The sequence below is a fragment of the Actinoplanes missouriensis 431 genome, from assembly GCF_000284295.1.
In the GTDB taxonomy this organism is placed as follows: Bacteria; Actinomycetota; Actinomycetes; order Mycobacteriales; family Micromonosporaceae; genus Actinoplanes; species Actinoplanes missouriensis.
In genome coordinates this window covers 3,597,335-3,612,003 of record NC_017093.1, presented here as the reverse complement: position 1 = coordinate 3,612,003, position 14,669 = coordinate 3,597,335, and the positions used below count along the sequence as shown (strand labels likewise).

General features: G+C 72.5%; 18 protein-coding genes. 9 read left to right on the top strand and 9 right to left on the bottom strand.

The window, feature by feature from the left end:
* Positions 1–83: 83 nt before the first annotated feature.
* Positions 84–455 carry a hypothetical protein gene (locus AMIS_RS43385; protein WP_014443556.1) on the bottom strand — a complete coding sequence of 124 codons (372 nt, stop codon included), beginning with the start codon at positions 453–455 and terminating at the stop codon, positions 84–86.
* Positions 456–628: 173 nt separating this feature from the next.
* On the opposite strand from AMIS_RS43385, the gene AMIS_RS16905 reads away from it, so the two are divergent.
* The 4 genes from AMIS_RS16905 (at position 629) to AMIS_RS16890 (ending at position 2,358) form a co-directional block, all read left to right on the top strand.
* Positions 629–1,018, top strand: coding sequence for a RidA family protein (locus tag AMIS_RS16905; protein WP_014443555.1), 390 nt, complete (start codon positions 629–631; stop codon positions 1,016–1,018).
* Positions 1,019–1,057: 39 nt separating this feature from the next.
* Positions 1,058–1,366 carry a hypothetical protein gene (locus AMIS_RS16900; RefSeq protein ID WP_041829847.1) on the top strand — a complete coding sequence of 103 codons (309 nt, stop codon included), beginning with the start codon at positions 1,058–1,060 and terminating at the stop codon, positions 1,364–1,366.
* Positions 1,367–1,371: 5 nt separating this feature from the next.
* Positions 1,372–1,767, top strand: a complete 396-nt coding sequence (locus AMIS_RS16895; protein WP_014443553.1) for a class I SAM-dependent methyltransferase — start codon at positions 1,372–1,374, stop codon at positions 1,765–1,767.
* A gap of 66 nt (positions 1,768–1,833) precedes the next feature.
* The gene (locus AMIS_RS16890; protein WP_014443552.1) at positions 1,834–2,358 is read left to right on the top strand and encodes a hypothetical protein; all 525 of its coding nucleotides are present in this window, start codon (positions 1,834–1,836) and stop codon (positions 2,356–2,358) included.
* Positions 2,359–2,539: 181 nt separating this feature from the next.
* Here AMIS_RS16890 and AMIS_RS16885 read toward each other — a convergent pair whose 3' ends face one another.
* From AMIS_RS16885 to AMIS_RS16880, 3 genes are all read right to left on the bottom strand, one after another.
* Positions 2,540–3,748 carry an MFS transporter gene (locus AMIS_RS16885; RefSeq protein WP_041829846.1) on the bottom strand — a complete coding sequence of 403 codons (1,209 nt, stop codon included), beginning with the start codon at positions 3,746–3,748 and terminating at the stop codon, positions 2,540–2,542.
* Positions 3,749–3,837: 89 nt separating this feature from the next.
* Complete coding sequence (locus tag AMIS_RS44125; protein WP_231859327.1) at positions 3,838–3,936, bottom strand: asparagine synthase C-terminal domain-containing protein; 99 nt, start codon at positions 3,934–3,936, stop codon at positions 3,838–3,840.
* 407 nt (positions 3,937–4,343) lie between these two features.
* The gene (locus tag AMIS_RS16880; protein ID WP_014443550.1) at positions 4,344–4,787 is read right to left on the bottom strand and encodes a nuclear transport factor 2 family protein; all 444 of its coding nucleotides are present in this window, start codon (positions 4,785–4,787) and stop codon (positions 4,344–4,346) included.
* Between the two features lie 149 nt (positions 4,788–4,936).
* On the opposite strand from AMIS_RS16880, the gene AMIS_RS16875 reads away from it, so the two are divergent.
* Genes AMIS_RS16875 through AMIS_RS16865 form a run of 3 tightly spaced genes read left to right on the top strand, consistent with a single transcriptional unit; the run spans position 4,937 to position 7,871 of the window.
* Positions 4,937–5,416, top strand: coding sequence for an SHOCT domain-containing protein (locus AMIS_RS16875; RefSeq protein ID WP_014443549.1), 480 nt, complete (start codon positions 4,937–4,939; stop codon positions 5,414–5,416).
* Positions 5,417–5,468: 52 nt separating this feature from the next.
* Positions 5,469–6,227, top strand: coding sequence for a group II truncated hemoglobin (locus AMIS_RS16870; protein ID WP_014443548.1), 759 nt, complete (start codon positions 5,469–5,471; stop codon positions 6,225–6,227).
* 45 nt (positions 6,228–6,272) lie between these two features.
* Positions 6,273–7,871 (top strand): methyl-accepting chemotaxis protein, encoded by a 1,599-nt coding sequence (locus AMIS_RS16865; RefSeq protein WP_014443547.1) that lies wholly within the window; start codon positions 6,273–6,275, stop codon positions 7,869–7,871.
* Positions 7,872–7,945: 74 nt separating this feature from the next.
* Here the strand turns inward: AMIS_RS16865 and AMIS_RS16860 are convergent, their stop codons facing one another.
* Positions 7,946–8,560, bottom strand: a complete 615-nt coding sequence (locus tag AMIS_RS16860) for a hypothetical protein (protein WP_197538033.1) — start codon at positions 8,558–8,560, stop codon at positions 7,946–7,948.
* 176 nt (positions 8,561–8,736) lie between these two features.
* Between AMIS_RS16860 and AMIS_RS16855 the strand changes: the two genes are divergently transcribed.
* Positions 8,737–9,588, top strand: a complete 852-nt coding sequence (locus AMIS_RS16855; protein WP_014443545.1) for a PHP domain-containing protein — start codon at positions 8,737–8,739, stop codon at positions 9,586–9,588.
* A 37-nt stretch (positions 9,589–9,625) separates the two neighbouring features.
* Here the strand turns inward: AMIS_RS16855 and AMIS_RS16850 are convergent, their stop codons facing one another.
* Positions 9,626–10,756, bottom strand: a complete 1,131-nt coding sequence (locus AMIS_RS16850; RefSeq protein ID WP_014443544.1) for a hypothetical protein — start codon at positions 10,754–10,756, stop codon at positions 9,626–9,628.
* Positions 10,757–10,949: 193 nt separating this feature from the next.
* On the opposite strand from AMIS_RS16850, the gene AMIS_RS16845 reads away from it, so the two are divergent.
* Positions 10,950–12,002, top strand: coding sequence for a glutamate-cysteine ligase family protein (locus AMIS_RS16845; RefSeq protein ID WP_172666594.1), 1,053 nt, complete (start codon positions 10,950–10,952; stop codon positions 12,000–12,002).
* A 54-nt stretch (positions 12,003–12,056) separates the two neighbouring features.
* Here the strand turns inward: AMIS_RS16845 and AMIS_RS16840 are convergent, their stop codons facing one another.
* Genes AMIS_RS16840 through AMIS_RS16830 form a run of 3 tightly spaced genes read right to left on the bottom strand, consistent with a single transcriptional unit; the run spans position 12,057 to position 14,549 of the window.
* Entirely contained in the window at positions 12,057–12,938 is an 882-nt protein-coding gene (locus AMIS_RS16840; protein WP_041830953.1) for an LLM class flavin-dependent oxidoreductase, read from the bottom strand.
* A gap of 5 nt (positions 12,939–12,943) precedes the next feature.
* Positions 12,944–13,684 carry a nucleotidyltransferase domain-containing protein gene (locus AMIS_RS16835; RefSeq protein WP_041829845.1) on the bottom strand — a complete coding sequence of 247 codons (741 nt, stop codon included), beginning with the start codon at positions 13,682–13,684 and terminating at the stop codon, positions 12,944–12,946.
* Positions 13,617–14,549, bottom strand: coding sequence for a CPBP family intramembrane glutamic endopeptidase (locus AMIS_RS16830; RefSeq protein WP_014443540.1), 933 nt, complete (start codon positions 14,547–14,549; stop codon positions 13,617–13,619). The genes AMIS_RS16835 and AMIS_RS16830 overlap by 68 nt, the downstream gene beginning before the upstream one ends.
* Between the last annotated feature and the right edge of the window lie 120 nt (positions 14,550–14,669).

The window sequence follows — 14,669 nt, the reverse complement described above, 5'->3', positions numbered from 1 at the left end:
GCCAGCCGGACAGCACGAGCCGGTCACCAGCGCCGCCACCAACGCACTCGAACAGCACTCCGCAACTCATGTTCGGTGTGCTGCTAACGCGGCTGGTGCGGGCTTCGGTGTGCCGCTGACCACGGCGACCCGCTGCCCGGCCCGCTGCCCGACCCGCTGCCCGGTGCGCCGGCGTCCCGGCTGGCGCGGGCTCTCGTGGGCGCTCGGCGCCGGTAGGGCCGGGACCGGTCCACCTCAACCGCCAACCGGGCCCGCCACCAGCCCCGCGCCGCCACCACGAGCAGCACCGCGGCGATCACGCCCGGACCGCAGTGCACCAGCAGCACCCCGGCCAGGCTGGGCCCGCCCCAGTCCCGGCGGTACGACGCCGGGTCACCCACGTCGATCAGGAACGGTTCCGCGACTGCCCGGCCGATGAAGTAGAGGGCGAGCAGCGTGCCACCAACGCGTCTCATGCGCGGGACGCTAGGACCGCCCCACCGCCCGCCGCATCACCCCGTGGTGGGAGCCCGTCCCCGTACCAAGGGGTTACCACAAGGTAACCCAGTTTCGAAAAAGTGCGTTCTTCCCAGTTCAGCGCCGCTCTCCTACGGTTACTGAGAAACCGGAAGAGAGAGGTGCAACCGACATGGCCGTGACCCTGGTGAACCCCGAGGGACTGCCCGAGATCGACGTCTATCGGCAGGTGTCCGTGGCGACCGGGTCGAAGCTGATCCACGTGGCCGGGCAGGTCGCGTGGGACGGCTCGGGCGACCTGACCGAGCAGACCGCTCAGGCGTACCTGAGCGTGGCGACCGCGCTGGCCGGCGTCGGCGCGTCCTTCGACGACGTGGTGAAGCTGACCGTGCACGTCGTGGACTGGTCAGCCGACCGGATGCCGGCGCTGCTGGCGGGTCTGGAACAGGCGAAGAAGCAGCTGGGGAGCAGCGCCGCCCCGCCGGCGTCGCTGTTCGGGATCGCCGCCCTGGACGTGCCGGAGCACCTGGTGGAGATCGAGGCGACCGCGGTGCTCGACTAGGGCCCGGATCAGCGGCACAGGTGTGGCACGATGCCCGCCATGACGGGGACTTCACGGGTACGCACGGCCACCGGCACCTTCACCTGGGCGGCGGTGATCCTGCTGATCGCCTCCTGGTTCTTCTTCATGGCGGCTTCGGTGGAAACGCCCTGGATCGACAATATGACCGCCGACGGGACGGGTCCGCTGGTGGTCACGATCGCGATGACCGTCCCGTTCCTGCTGGTCCTGCTCGGGGTCCGGCTGTTCCTGTACCGCACGGCCCGCACCGCGGTCCTGCTCGGCTGGGCGGCCAGCATCCCACTGTTCGCCGCCCTCACCGTCGTCGCCCACGACATGGTGTCCTGAGCGGGATGACCGCCGACCGGCGGGAGCGGATCCGCGCGGCGCGCCGCCGCCTCGCCGAGCACGGCCCGCCCCGGACCCGCCCGCTGCCCGGCGACTTCGCCCGGGTCGCGCTCCCCCGCCTGCTGGGCGAGGGCGTCACCGTGGACGCCGCGTTCGTGGACGGCATCCACCGGTTCCACGAGGTGTTCGTCGACCTCTACTACCTGCGCAAGCTGGTCCGGCCGGGCGGGCTGATCGTGCTCGACGACTTCGACAAGCCGCCGGTGCGCGCGGCGATACGATACTTCGAGGGCAATCTCGGCTGGTCAGCGCTGCCGGGCGTCGCCGGGCCGCGGCTCCGGGCGCTGCGCCTGCCGGACACGCTGACCGAGCCGCCGTTTGAGGAATTTCACCCGTTCTGATGCCGGGCCACGGCGGCGACAGGGGCATGCCGATACTGGAGAGTCGTCATGTGAAGCGGAGGACTGATGGACGAGTACAACGCGGGGGCGGCTTCGGTGGCCCGGCTGCTGCTGGAGCTCCGCGGGCGGACCCGGGTCGACGTGAAGCCGGTCGGCAAGGCCCTGCAGGTGCGCCCGGAGGGCGCGACGGGTGTCGCGGTGTACATCCATCAGGGTGGCGTCGACGTCGCCGTGGCACCGGAGCACGCCAACGACCTGGCCCTGTCGATGCCGGGCGCCTACGTGCGGGACCCGGACGACCCGAACACGGTGGTCACGCTGGAGGCGGAGCTGATCGACGCCAACTACGACGCCCTGCTGGAGGCGTCGGTCCAGGCCGTCGAGCTGCGCAAGACCACGGTCCGCCCGGCGAAGGCGGCCAGGACGCGAGCCGCCGCGGCGCCGAAGGAGAAGGCCCCGGCGAAGACGCCCGCCCCGAAGTCCGCCGCGGCGAAGCTGAAGGCCCGCGCCGAGATGGCCCGCCCGCGCTGCCCGAAATGCAAGCAGTACGAACTGCTGGCCAGCGGTGAGTGCCCCTCGGGTTACTGCTGATCGAGGGTACGGGCGATCGCGACGTCCCGCCGACGGCTGCCCGGCGACGCGGCGGGACGCGTCGCGCGCCCGGTCCTCCGGGGCGGCCCGGCGCACGGTACTTGCCGGCCCGCGCTGCGCGCCCGGTCCTCCGGGGCGGCCCGGCGCACGGTACTGCCGGCCCGCGCTGCGTGCCGGGTCGTCAGGCGGCGGCGCGGAGCCGGCGGATCGGGTTCACCACCACCAGCGCGACCGCGCAGCCGAGGCTCATCACGGTGGCGAGCAGCAGGAGCCGCTCGACGCCGAGCAGGTGGGTGGCCGGGCCGGAGATGGCCTGGCCGAGCGGGACCGCCAGGATCGATCCGGCCACCTCGTACGCCGACACCCGGTTGAGCCGGTCGGCCGGGACCTGGGTCTGGATCGTGGTGGCCCACTGCACGCCCCAGAACGCCCAGCCGACGCCGCTCACCGCGTACCCCAGCATCAGCAGCGGGATCGGCGGGGTCAGCGCGGCGGCCAGCGGCATCAGCGGGAACAGGAACATCGCCAGGCCGCCGGCGAGCAGTGGCCGGCCGGCCCGGACGCGGATCGCGACCAGGGCGCCGAGCACCGATCCGGCGCCGAACGCCGCCTCGGCGTACCCGAAGGCGGCCTTGCCGTGCTCACCGATGATCGAGACCGCGCCGACCGGGGTGATCGGGCCCCAGACGAAGACGCCGAGGACCCACCAGATCAGGATGACCGCCCAGAGCCAGGAGCGGGAGCGGAAGTCGTCCCAGCCGAACCGGAGGTTCTGCAGCATCGATCCGGAGCGGTCGATCGCGAACGGTTTGAGCCGCAGCGCGGCCAGGCAGAGCCCGCTGACCGCGAACGTGGCGGCGTCGACGGTGAACGCGACGGCCGGCGAGGTGGTCGCGACGAGCACACCGCCGAGCGCCGGCCCCGCCATGGTGGCCAGCCCCTGACTGACCCGCAGCACCCCGTTGGCCTTCTGCAGGTCGGTCGACACCTGCGGGACCAGGCTGGCCAGGCCGGGCTGGAACATGGCGGTCGCGATGCCACCGGCGGCCGAGCCGGCGATGATGAACCACAGTGGCGCGTCTCCCAGCCAGATCCACGCGGCCAGGGACAGCTGGATCACCGCGCGCACCGCGTCGGCGCCGATCATCTGGGGCCGGGGATGGAACCGGTCCGCGAACACCCCGCCGAAGACGACGAAGAGCGCGAACGCACCCATCCACGCGCCGAGCGTGTACCCGATGCCGCTCACGCCGTAGCCGAGGGCGAGCATCGCGACGGCCATCGCGACCGGGATCATCGTGTCACCCAGCACCGACATGATGCGGGCGGTGAAGTACAGGTTGAAATTCCGGGTCCACAGGGGCGCCGGTGGGGCGACGGTCGAGGTCATTCGATGATCCTTCGGGGGAAAGCGGGGGTGCGGCAACGGGTCCGCCATCGCTACGCGCAGCAGGCTCTTCTCCCGCCCGTCGAAGCTCGTCATGGCCCACGGGTCACGGTGCAGCCGACCAGGTGTGGGTTGGCGAACGGGATCCGCAGGTCGAGCCCGGACGCCATGCCGAGCCGGTCCAGGCGCATTCTCGAGCGATGAGAAAAGAATGGCGATGGCGATTTCGCCGCAGTTATCGCGCGCATTGATCCGGGGCCGGCGGTTTCTGCGGCGGGGCGGTTTGAATCCCTATCCCCGTCGATGTTTACGGGAGGGACGCTATCAAAAACATTCTTAACAGAACAAGGCCCGAAGAACACCGCCGCACGCTTTCGCGGCGGCCTCGCGGCAGAGATGGACGTGAAGACCGAGGCCACGGCCATCGTCGGCGGCACAGTGATCCACATTACATCGCGCGAAGCCGCCGTAGCCTGCCGCGATCCTCCGGTTTCCGGCGAATCAGACGCTCCCCGGCGATTCGGGCCGGGGCGATTCTGGCGGGGTTGATTCTGGCGGGGGGGGTGATTCTGGCCGTGGCGATTCCGGCGGGGGCGATTCAGGCCGGGGCGATGTGGGCGGCGAGGATGCGCCAGCGGCCGCCCGTGTGCGTCCAGGTGCGGGTGTAGCGCATCCGGGCGGTCACCGGCTCGCCGCCGAACGTGCCGGACACGGTGCCGGTGAAGAACGTGACGCCGGTGTGGCCCGCGATCAGATGCTCCAGGCTCTCCTGGAGCAGGTCCTCGACCACCGACGACCCCATCCGGTACGCATCGAGGTCGTCCTGTTTGGTGTATCGGCCCCCGTCCGGGCCGATCGCGATCAGACGGTCGTCGAGCAGCACGTCCAGGGCCGCGACGTCGCCGTGGCGCTGCGCCGTCTGCAGCGCCTGCTCGGCGGCGAGGAGGTCGGCTTCGAGACGACCGGCATCGACCGGGCCGGCATCGACCGGGTCGGCGTCGAGACGGTCGGTGGCGGGGCGCTCGGCTTCGGAATCTGGCATGCGGTCATGGTCGCAGGTCTCCCCGCGCCGGTAGCGATCGCCGCCGGACGGCCGGGAGCGGGCAGCGGGCCGCGCGGACTCTCGGGGACGAGGCCGGTGCGGTCGGGGGCGGGGTCGCCCGTACCGGATCGCGGTCTAGGGTTTTCGGCATGGGGTTGTTCTCGGGGCGGGCGGCCGGCACGGACGAGGGGCGGGCGCGGGCCGAGCGGGCCCGGGGCAAGGCCGCGCAGGCCGGGGTGGACGTGCGCGGGGCGCTCGCGGTCGGGCACATGCTCGACGCCGGGGCCAGTGTCTACCTGCTGATCTTCCCGGACCGGCTGGAGCTGGTGAGCACCGGGCAGATCGGGTTGCGCACCGGCGCGGGACGTTCCACGATCCCCCTCGACCAGGTCGGCGGGGTGTCGGCGCGCGACGGGCTGTTGCGCGGGATCCTGATGATCGACGTCGGCGGGACCACCGTCGAGTTCACCACCCACCGGGCGGCCGCCGAGCATCTGCGCGCGCTGATCGCCGAGCGGCTGGGGAAGCCCGCGCCCTCGGCGGACCTGCTGCGCAACCTCGAGGAGTTGCACCGGGCCGGCGTCCTCTCCGACGAGGAGTACCGGGCCAAGCGCGCCGGGCTGCTCTGAACCGTCGGATTGATTACACGATTACATTGTTACGACGTTCTATCGTGGACGGATGACTGTCGAGTACATCCGCTACCGGATCACCAGTGACGCGGCGGCCTTCGAAGCGGCCTACGCCCGCGCGGCGGTGTTCCTCGCCCGGGCGCCGCAATGCGTCGACTACGAGCTGAGCCGCTGCGCCGACGAACCCGGGGTCTACATCCTGCGGATCACGTGGACCTCCGCGGACGACCACCTGAAGGGGTTCCGCGGCGGGCCCGAGTTCCCCGGATTCCTGGCCGAGATCCGCCCCTACATCGAGGACATCGACGAGATGCGCCACTACGAGCCCACCGCCGTCGCGGGGGCCGGCGGCGCGGTGCCCACGCTCTACGACTGGGCCGGCGGCACCCCGGCGTTCGAGAAGCTCACCGAGCGGTTCTACCAGCGGGTGACCGGCGACGACCTGATCGGGCCGCTCTTCGCCGGCATGGACCCGGCACACCCCCGGCACGTCGCGATGTGGCTGGCCGAGGTGTTCGGCGGCCCCGAGCGGTACACCGCCGAGCGCGGCGGCTACCCGCACATGCTCGCCCACCACCTCGGCAAGGCGATCACCGAGCCGCAGCGGCGGCGCTGGGTGAGCCTGCTCCTCGACGCCGCCGACGAGGCCGGGCTGCCGGACGACCCGGAGTTCCGGGCCGCGTTCCTCGGCTACATCGAGTGGGGCACCCGGCTGGCGCTGGCCAACTCGCAGCCCGGCGCGAACCCGCCCCGCACGGCGCCGGTGCCGCACTGGGGATGGGGTGTCGCGCCGCCGTACCGGGGATGAGGATTCGCGGCTCAGTTCCCCGCGAGGCCAGACGATAGGAATGTCGTGGCACAACGTCCCGGTCTGGTCGGCAACCTCAGCGTCCGTACCAACCTCGCCCTGCTCGTCGCCCTCACCGGCATCGTCGCGATCCTGGTGGGGACCATCAGTCTGGCCCGGATGTCGCAGGTCGCCGACAGCGGCCGCCAGATCTACACCGACGCGCTGCTGCCCGCCTGGGATGTCGCGACCATCCGGGAGAAGGTCTGGAACTACCGATTCGAGATCCTCACGGGCGCCACGGCCACCACCGCCGCCCTCAAGAGCGCCGCCGAGGAGCGGGCCGCCACCGCGCTGGACGCCCTCAACACGACCGTCACCTCGTACAGCGGCCGTGACCTGGACGCCGAGCAGCGCACCGCCATCGACGGGTTCAGCACGGCCTGGGCCGAGTACGGCGAACTGCGCCAGAAGGCCGGGGAATTGCAGGCCGCGGGCGACCTGGCCGGCTTCGACGAGATCCGCACCACCGAGATGCCCGCCAAGATCACCGAGGCGCTGAACAGCCTGGACGCGCTCGACACCGCCAGCGACGCGGCCGCCACCGCCGCGCTGTCCGCGTCCGACGAGGAGTATTCCTCGGCCCGCGTCATGGTGATCGCCGTCCTGGTGGCCGGCCTGCTCGTCGCGATCGCCCTGGCCGTCGTGATCGCCAACAGCGTGGTCCGGCCGCTGCGGCAGTTCCGCGACGTGCTGCACGCGGTCGCCGACGGCGACCTCACCCGGCGCTCCGACATCACCAACCGCAACGAGTTCGGCGACATGAGCGCGGCGCTCAACCAGGCCGCCGAGCAGATGCGTACGGCCGTCGGCACCCTCGCCGCCAGCGGAAACGCCCTGGCCGGACGCGCCGGGGAGCTCCAGGACGCGTCGCGCACCCTGGCCGGCGGCGCGGACCGCACCTCCGGCGAGGTCAACTCCATCGGCGGCGCCGTCGACCAGGTCAACTCGCGGGTCGGCGCGGTCGCCACCGGCGCCGAGGAGATGGGCGCGGCGATCCGGGAGATCGCGGTCTCGGCGGCCGAGGCAGCGAGCGTCGCCCAGGAGGCGGTGATCGCCTCCAGCACCGCCGAGGACCTGATGTCGCGGCTCGGCCGCTCGTCCGCCGAGATCGGCGACGTGGTCAAGGTGATCACCGCGATCGCCGAGCAGACGAACCTGCTCGCGCTGAACGCCACGATCGAGGCGGCCCGGGCCGGCGAGAGCGGCAAGGGGTTCGCGGTCGTCGCCGGCGAGGTCAAGGATCTCGCCCAGGAGACGACCAAGGCCACCGAGGACATCAGCAAGCGGGTCGCGGCCATCCAGGCGGACACCAGCACCGCCGTCGAGTCGATCACCAAGATCGGCGAGATCATCGGCCGGATCAACGAGTTCCAGACGACCATCGCCTCGGCCGTCGAGGAGCAGAGCGCCGTCACCAGCGGGATGGCCTCCGACCTGAGCGCGGCTGCCGACGGCGCCAACCAGATCGGCAGCGGCATCACCCAGGTCGTCGACGTCGCCGAGGAGAACCGCAAGGGCGCCTACGCCACCCACGAGGCGGCGGCCGAACTGACCCGGCTCTCCGACGACCTGCAGGGGCTGGTGCGGACCTTCCGGTATTGAGACGGCGGGGCCCGCGCGCCCCCGTGGCGCGCGGACCCTTTCCCTCAGATCGCCGCCGCTCAGATTGCCGCCTCTCAGATCGCCGTTTTGAACTGCGCCCGGACGGCGTCCCGGCTCACTTCCCGATGGCTGTCATCGGGCCGGCCGTGGCTCGGGACGGCCTCGTCCCGCCGGGCCAGCGGCGCCAGGGCCGCCAGGATCCAGAGCGACGCGACCGGCAGCAGGTCCAGGTTCACCGTGATCGCGGCGATGCCGGCGCCGAACAGCAGCGGACTCCACACCGGCGCCCGGCGGGCCGCGACCAGCAGGCCGAGCAGCATCAGCATGCCGAGCGGGAACAGGGCCGAACCGCCCGTCTCCAGCACGTCCGGCAGCGGCGCGGCCTCCCGGAACGCCGGTGACAGGTCACCGGCGATCACCCAGAGGAAGCAGCCGGCACCGAACAGCGCCAGGGCGGCGGCGACCGTGCCGGTCCGGCGGGCCCAAGCCGGCGCGATCGGGCGCAGTGCGACGGCCAGCACGCCGAACAGCACCATCGCCGCGAAGAACGCCACGTGGCCGGCGTCCCAGGCGATCCCGTTGCCCCGGTCGCCGTCCCGGCCGTCGAGGAACCGGAGAACCCCGTACCCGAACATGAGAGCCGGCGCGGCGACGGCGGTCCGGCGGACGATGACGCTGTTCGATGACATGAGCTGACCGTATGGCCGAGTCATGGGCGTGGAGTACCGGTGCAATCCCTGCCCGTTCCCGGATTCCGCTCTAGGGGCCACCCCGCACAACCCCTAGGGCATCCTAGGAACCTAGTTCAAATGGGTGTGGGCCGTGCGACAGCCGGAGGTCACCCGGCTCGGCTACGTTCGGCGGCGTGGATCATGAACATCCCCTTCCCGCCGACAGCCACGTGCACAGCGAGTTCTCCTGGGACGCCCCGCTCGGCTCGATGGAACGGGCCTGCGCCCGCGCCGTCGATCTGGGCCTGCCGGCCATCGCGTTCACCGAGCACCTCGATCACACCGCCTGGCCGGTGCCGACCGACGGCCCGTACGCCGACCAGCGCCTCCTCGACGCCGCCGGGCCGGACGGCCGGATCACTCCCCCGCCGTTCGACACCCGGGGCTATCTCGCGTCGATCGAACGCTGCCGGGACCGCTTCCCCACGCTGACGATCCTCAGCGGCCTCGAGGTCGGCGAGCCGCACTGGCACCGGGACGCGGTCGCGGCGGTGCTCGCCGAGGGACCGTTCGACCGGGTGATCGGCTCGCTGCACTGCCTGCCGCACAACGGTGGTTACGCCGAGCCGTTCGGCATCTTCCCGGACCGGCCGAACGCCGACGTGGTGCGCGACTACCTCCGGGAGATCCCCCACCTGGTGACCGGAAGTGACGTGTTCGAGGTGCTCACCCACATCGACTACCCGATCCGGCACTGGCCCGGGCCGGAACGGTTCGACCCGCGCGACTTCGAGGAGGAGTTCCGCGACGCGCTGCGCGCCACCGCCCGGGCCGGCCGGGCACTGGAGATCAACACCCGGCTGCCGATGGACCGGCTGATCGTGACCTGGTGGCACGAGGAGGGTGGGGACGCGGTCAGTTTCGGCAGCGACGCGCACTTCCCGGAGGCGGTCGCCAAGGGATTGCGGGAGGCGGCCGCGATGGCGGAGGCGTGCGGGTTCCGGGCCGGGCGGCGGCCGTACGAGCTGTGGGGACGGGTCAGCTGAGGCCCCGCGCTCAAGCCCGGCGTTCCGGATTCATGGGTCAGGCCGCCGGCATCCCCAGGTAACCGGCCGGGGTGGCCACCACGACGTGACCCGCCGCCACCGCGCCGATCGCCGTCCACGCGGAGACCGGCGGCACCCCGTCGTGACCGCAGACCGAGGCCAGCCCGCCGGTGAAGCACCAGCGCGGCCCCGAGGCGTTCCCCCGCTTGCCGGTCGCCAGGGAGATCGACACTCCGCGGATCACGATCGCGTCGTCGCCGGCGACCTCCACCGGCCCGCGCAGCGGCACCGACCAGCGGGCGGTCCCGGTGATCGGGTCGAACGCCTCGATCCGCCCGTCGCGGCAGCGGATCGTGGGGGCGCGCAGCGGGATTCCGCAGTCGCGCAGCACCCCGGCAGAGGTCCAGAGCAGCGTGCCGTCGGCCGCGTCGAGGCCCACGCTGCCGGTCGGGGTAGAGCCCACCCAGACACCTCCAGCGGGCGGGGCGCCGGGACCGGACGGGCCGGCGCCCGCGGCCGGGGCGCCGGGACCGGACGGGGCGCCGGGTCCCGTCGGGACGAGGGTCCAGCGTGTCGCCTTCGGGTCGGGCCGCCGCCAGAGCACCGCGCCGTCGCGGACGAGGGCGAGCTCCGTACCGATAGTGATCAGCCCCTCGCCGGAGATGCCCTCCGCCGCCGGGATGAACGCGCCACTCGTCAGGTTGAGCCGGTACCCGTGCATCGGCTCACCCTGCGCGGGCGCCGCCGTGACGCACACCGCCCCGTCACCGAAACAGCTCCGCGGCTCCCCCTGGAAGATCATCGTGGGGCTGCGCTGCGCCTGCGTGCCGGTGAGCGGGTCGGCGACGACGAGACTGGTGTACCCGTCGCCGAACTCCGGCTGCGGCTCCCGATAGACGACCCAGCGACCGGCACGCACCGGCACGCCCGGCACCGCTTCGGCCTCCCACAGCGCCGCGCCCGTCTCCGGCGATCGGCTCCGGATGTAGACCTGCTGGTCGCGCCGCTCGTACCCAATGATCGCCGCACCGACCGCAACCGGCTGTCCCAGCGGTTCCACACCGCTCACCGCCCATTGACGCGCGCCGTGCGCCGCCGCCGGGGCGACACCCGCGAGGCAGGCGAGGGTCAGGGCCGCGAGCGCGGCGACGGCCAGCTTCGGCGCCATCTCATTCCTCCGGTACGGGTGAAGCCACACTCCCCAGGAGCCGCGAAACAGTATGCAAGCCGCAATACGCCCATTCCCGCATCGACGCGCCACACCCGCACGTCCGTGGATCATCCCAGGTCAGAATTCCTACCAGTCTGATAGGAATGTTATGCTCACTGCTCCTGCGAGCACCCCTGGGGAAGAAGGCACAGTGATCGCCCTGACCGAAAAGGCCGCCGCCGATCTCCTCGCCGCCGAGGCCTTCTCCCCCGGCCTGCCCGGTTTCGTGGGGATAGCCGTCGACCTGCTCCTCGATCCCGCCTCCGCTCCGTCCGGCCGGCGTCCGCTGCGGCACGGCTTCCTCGACGCCCGGTCACCGCGCGTGATGGTGGTGAGTGGCCCGCCCTCCCCCGGCCTCGAGGTCGCGCTGCGCCGGATGGCGGACGACACCGCAGCCTCGACCCGGCTCGTGGAGAAGCACCGCTTGACCGTTCTCGACCAGGCCACCGACACCGTTCACCCGGACGGGCCGCAGCACGCGCTCGGCACCGCGACGGCCGGCATCCGGATCGGCCTGGAACCCGGCCTCGACGGCGGCGGCCCGCTCGGGCTGGGCCGCCGGTGGAACCTCGCGCACACCCTGACGCCGGTCCTGGCCGCCGCCTTCGCGAACGCGCCGCTGCGGCACGGCCGGCCCACCGGCTGGCGCAGCGTGCGGCAGGCGCTGCGCCGGGAACTCCCGGTCGCCCCGCCGCCCGGTGAGGCGAGGGAATCGTGGGCCGCCTCCGTGCTGCGGGGCCGGACCGCGACCGGCCGCAGCCTGCGCGACGCCCTCCACGCCGGCGCCCGTCTCACCGCGCGTGACCTGCACCGGCACCGCGACGCCCTGCGCCCGCCGGTCGCCGCCCGGGGCCACCTCGAACTCGACGTGGCCGACCGCCAGCCCGGCTCCGGCTGGCGGCTGCCGGTGACCGTGGCGACCGTGCTGATGGACGACCCGCGGGCCGCCGAGGAGGCCTGGGAGGCGACGAAGCACCTGGTCGACGAGGCGGAACTGTGGGAGCGAGCGGCCCGCGACGCCATGACGGATCCGGTGCTGGCGGCGGCCGCGCGGGACTGTTTCGTGGCCGCCTACGGTGCGCTGGCGCGTCAGGGTACGGGGCGGGAATTGCGGGACGCGGTCGCGGAGTTCACCGAGCGTTACGTGCATCGGGGCCGCTGCCCGGCCGACGACATCCTCGACCAGGTGACCGCCCACTCCTGAGCCGCGCCGCCCGCCCCGGCACGATCCGGCACGGGGCGCGGCGGCAGCGGGAGGTTACGGCCTCACCAGGGACAGGAGGGTGTCCATCGCCGTGAACTTGGTGGCCCCCGTGCCGAGCAGTCCGTCCGGGACGATCAGCTCGTCGACGCCCGCCGCCCGGTACTCCTCGATGTCCGCCGCCAGCTGCTTGCGCGACCCGCCGATCACCGGCATCGACACGTCATCCGGGATCGGGCCGTCGACCACGGTCAGCGCCTGGGCGGTCCGCAGGATCGACGCCGGGTCGCGGCCCACCGAGGCGCAGTGCCGGTCCAGGACGGCGGACTTGTGGGCGATCACGTCCGGGCGGCCCCACGTGTTCCACATGTCGGCGTGCTCGGCGACGACGCGCAGCATCCGCTGCTCGCCCTTCGCGCCGATCATGATGGGCATCGGGTCCTGCACCGGTTTCGGCTCGCAGACCGCGTCGGTGAGCTGGTAGTACTCCCCGTGCACGGTGGTGCGCGGCGACCGGAGCAGCCCCTTGAGCACGTGCAGCGCCTCCACGAAACGGTCGATGCGCTTGCCGATCGGGGGCAGCTCCAGACCGTACTGATCATGTTCGTTGATCTGCCAGCCGGCGCCGACGCCGAGCGTGAAGCGGCCCCCGGTGATCTGGTCGACGGTGGCCGCCATGTTCGCGAGGACGGCCGGGTGACGGTAAGTGTTGCCGTAGACGAGGGTGCCGATCCGCACCCGCGGGACCGCCGCGCCGAGCGCCGCCACCAGCGAGCCGCACTCCAGGACCGGGTGCAGCGGGTCGGCGCCGGTGCCGTCGTTCGGCATGAAGTGGTCGGCGATCCAGACGCCGTCCCAGCCGGTCTCGGCCGCATGGCGGGCTGCTTCGAGCACGTCACCGTAGGGTTGCCCGGCGCCGGGCCAGATCGAGATGCGCATGACCTTCACCCTGCCGCACCCGGCGGCCGATCGCCAAAAGATCGCACGGTACGGCGGCAGTCGTTCCAGGCGATCCACGCCGTTCCCCAGCGGGGGGACACGACGGCTTCCCCGCGGCGACGGGCGTGCAGCTCGCTGCGGAGACGCTCGGGCGCCGCGGCCTGCTCCACCGCGGCGCTCTTGGTGAGCAGCCGGCCGGTGCGCACGGCGTGGCGGCCCCGGGCCATCGAGGTGAGCCCGAGGTCGGCCAGCTCCGGGTCGAGCCAGATCCAGGGACGGCGGGCCGCCCACGCCCAGTAACCGGTGAGTTCGGCGCGGGCGGCGGCCCGTACATCGTCGTCGGTCATGACCGGAAGCAGCGCGCCTGGCGCGCGCCCCCGCACGGCGAAGCCGTGACGTGTCAGCTCGGCGCGGGTGATCCCGGAGAGGATGCGCCGCACGAGCCGGCCGTGCGTCCAGGTCGGGTGGGCGGCGCGCGGGTCGGCGAGCCGGGCCTCGTCGACGTAGACGCAGCCGAGCTTCAGCCCGTGGGCGGCCCCGGCGTCGAGACGCTGATGAAGAACGGTCAGGGCGGCCTGCCGCTGCGGGGTGACCGGGCCGCCGGTGATCGCCACGAGGTCCAGGTCGCTGACGCCGGGCCGGTGGTCACCGGTCGCCAGCGAACCGGCCACCAGCAGGTCACGCACCCAGCCGAGGTCGTCCAGCTGATCGGCGAACAGGTCGACGGCGCCCGGCCGGTTCATCATGACCGCAGTCTATGGACGCCGCACGCGGGCTCGCCGGGAGGCCGAGGCGGCCGCGGGTGGCGACGATCAGGATCAGGGCCACCGCGCCGGACCCCAGGATCAGGGCGTGCAGCGAGCCGCGGAACACCTCCAGCGTGGGGAACATCTGCGGCCAGAGCAGCGAGAACACCGTGTTGACGTTGGCGTGTACCAGCATCGCCATCGGCAGGCTGCCGCCGCTGGCGTTGAAGACCCAGGTCAGCACGATGCCGAGCAGCACCGAACTGAGCACGAACTCGACCGGCATCAGCCAGGTCACGTCCGGCCAGCCGGCCCACTCGGTGAAGAACAGCGGCAGGTGCCAGGCGCCCCAGAGCGGCCCGAGGATCAGCGACCCGGTCATCGGGCCGAACCGGTCCTGCAGCCGCGGCTGCGCGAAGTCCCGCCAGCCCGGCTCCTCGGCCAGCCCGCTGGTGAGCACCTGCATTCCCAGCAGCGGCAGGTAGGCGAGGAAGACCGCCGGGGACGGCAGTCGCGCGCCGTCGAACGCGCCGGGCAGCGCGAACGTCACCCCGACAGCCACCACCGGTACGCCCAGGAGCGCCGCCAGGTAGAAGCGGGCGCCCACCCGCCACCGGATCAGGCGGCGCGACCAGCGGCGCAGGCCGGCCCGGCCCTCGGTACGGGCGGTGATCACGAACGCGGCGGTGATCGGCCCGAGATAGGCGCCGGGCAGCAACCCGAGGGTCTGGCCGCTGCCGAGCACCTCCGGGAACCGCCACGGCAGCACACCGAGACCGTTCCCGGACAGCACATAGGGCAGCCAGGCCAGCCAGGTCAGCCCGAAGGCGAGGGTGAAGTAGCCGATCAGTGGGCGTGAGGTCATGGACACAAAGGACCACGGCGGGGCCGGGCCGGGCACTACGCGCAGTCACCGTCACGGGGTATGCCCAGCCATACCTCGGTAGGGGACCCAGACACCTGGGTACGGGTGACGGCCGTCGAT

Coding starts and splice junctions, on each gene's coding strand:
- AMIS_RS43385 (WP_014443556.1), bottom strand. CDS start 455: ATGAGACGCGTTGGTGGCACGCTGCTCGCCCTCTACTTCATCGGCCGG.
- AMIS_RS16905 (WP_014443555.1), top strand. CDS start 629: ATGGCCGTGACCCTGGTGAACCCCGAGGGACTGCCCGAGATCGACGTC.
- AMIS_RS16900 (WP_041829847.1), top strand. CDS start 1,058: ATGACGGGGACTTCACGGGTACGCACGGCCACCGGCACCTTCACCTGG.
- AMIS_RS16895 (WP_014443553.1), top strand. CDS start 1,372: ATGACCGCCGACCGGCGGGAGCGGATCCGCGCGGCGCGCCGCCGCCTC.
- AMIS_RS16890 (WP_014443552.1), top strand. CDS start 1,834: ATGGACGAGTACAACGCGGGGGCGGCTTCGGTGGCCCGGCTGCTGCTG.
- AMIS_RS16885 (WP_041829846.1), bottom strand. CDS start 3,748: ATGACCTCGACCGTCGCCCCACCGGCGCCCCTGTGGACCCGGAATTTC.
- AMIS_RS44125 (WP_231859327.1), bottom strand. CDS start 3,936: ATGCGCCTGGACCGGCTCGGCATGGCGTCCGGGCTCGACCTGCGGATC.
- AMIS_RS16880 (WP_014443550.1), bottom strand. CDS start 4,787: ATGCCAGATTCCGAAGCCGAGCGCCCCGCCACCGACCGTCTCGACGCC.
- AMIS_RS16875 (WP_014443549.1), top strand. CDS start 4,937: ATGGGGTTGTTCTCGGGGCGGGCGGCCGGCACGGACGAGGGGCGGGCG.
- AMIS_RS16870 (WP_014443548.1), top strand. CDS start 5,469: ATGACTGTCGAGTACATCCGCTACCGGATCACCAGTGACGCGGCGGCC.
- AMIS_RS16860 (WP_197538033.1), bottom strand. CDS start 8,560: ATGTCATCGAACAGCGTCATCGTCCGCCGGACCGCCGTCGCCGCGCCG.
- AMIS_RS16850 (WP_014443544.1), bottom strand. CDS start 10,756: ATGGCGCCGAAGCTGGCCGTCGCCGCGCTCGCGGCCCTGACCCTCGCC.
- AMIS_RS16840 (WP_041830953.1), bottom strand. CDS start 12,938: ATGCGCATCTCGATCTGGCCCGGCGCCGGGCAACCCTACGGTGACGTG.
- AMIS_RS16835 (WP_041829845.1), bottom strand. CDS start 13,684: ATGATGAACCGGCCGGGCGCCGTCGACCTGTTCGCCGATCAGCTGGAC.
- AMIS_RS16830 (WP_014443540.1), bottom strand. CDS start 14,549: ATGACCTCACGCCCACTGATCGGCTACTTCACCCTCGCCTTCGGGCTG.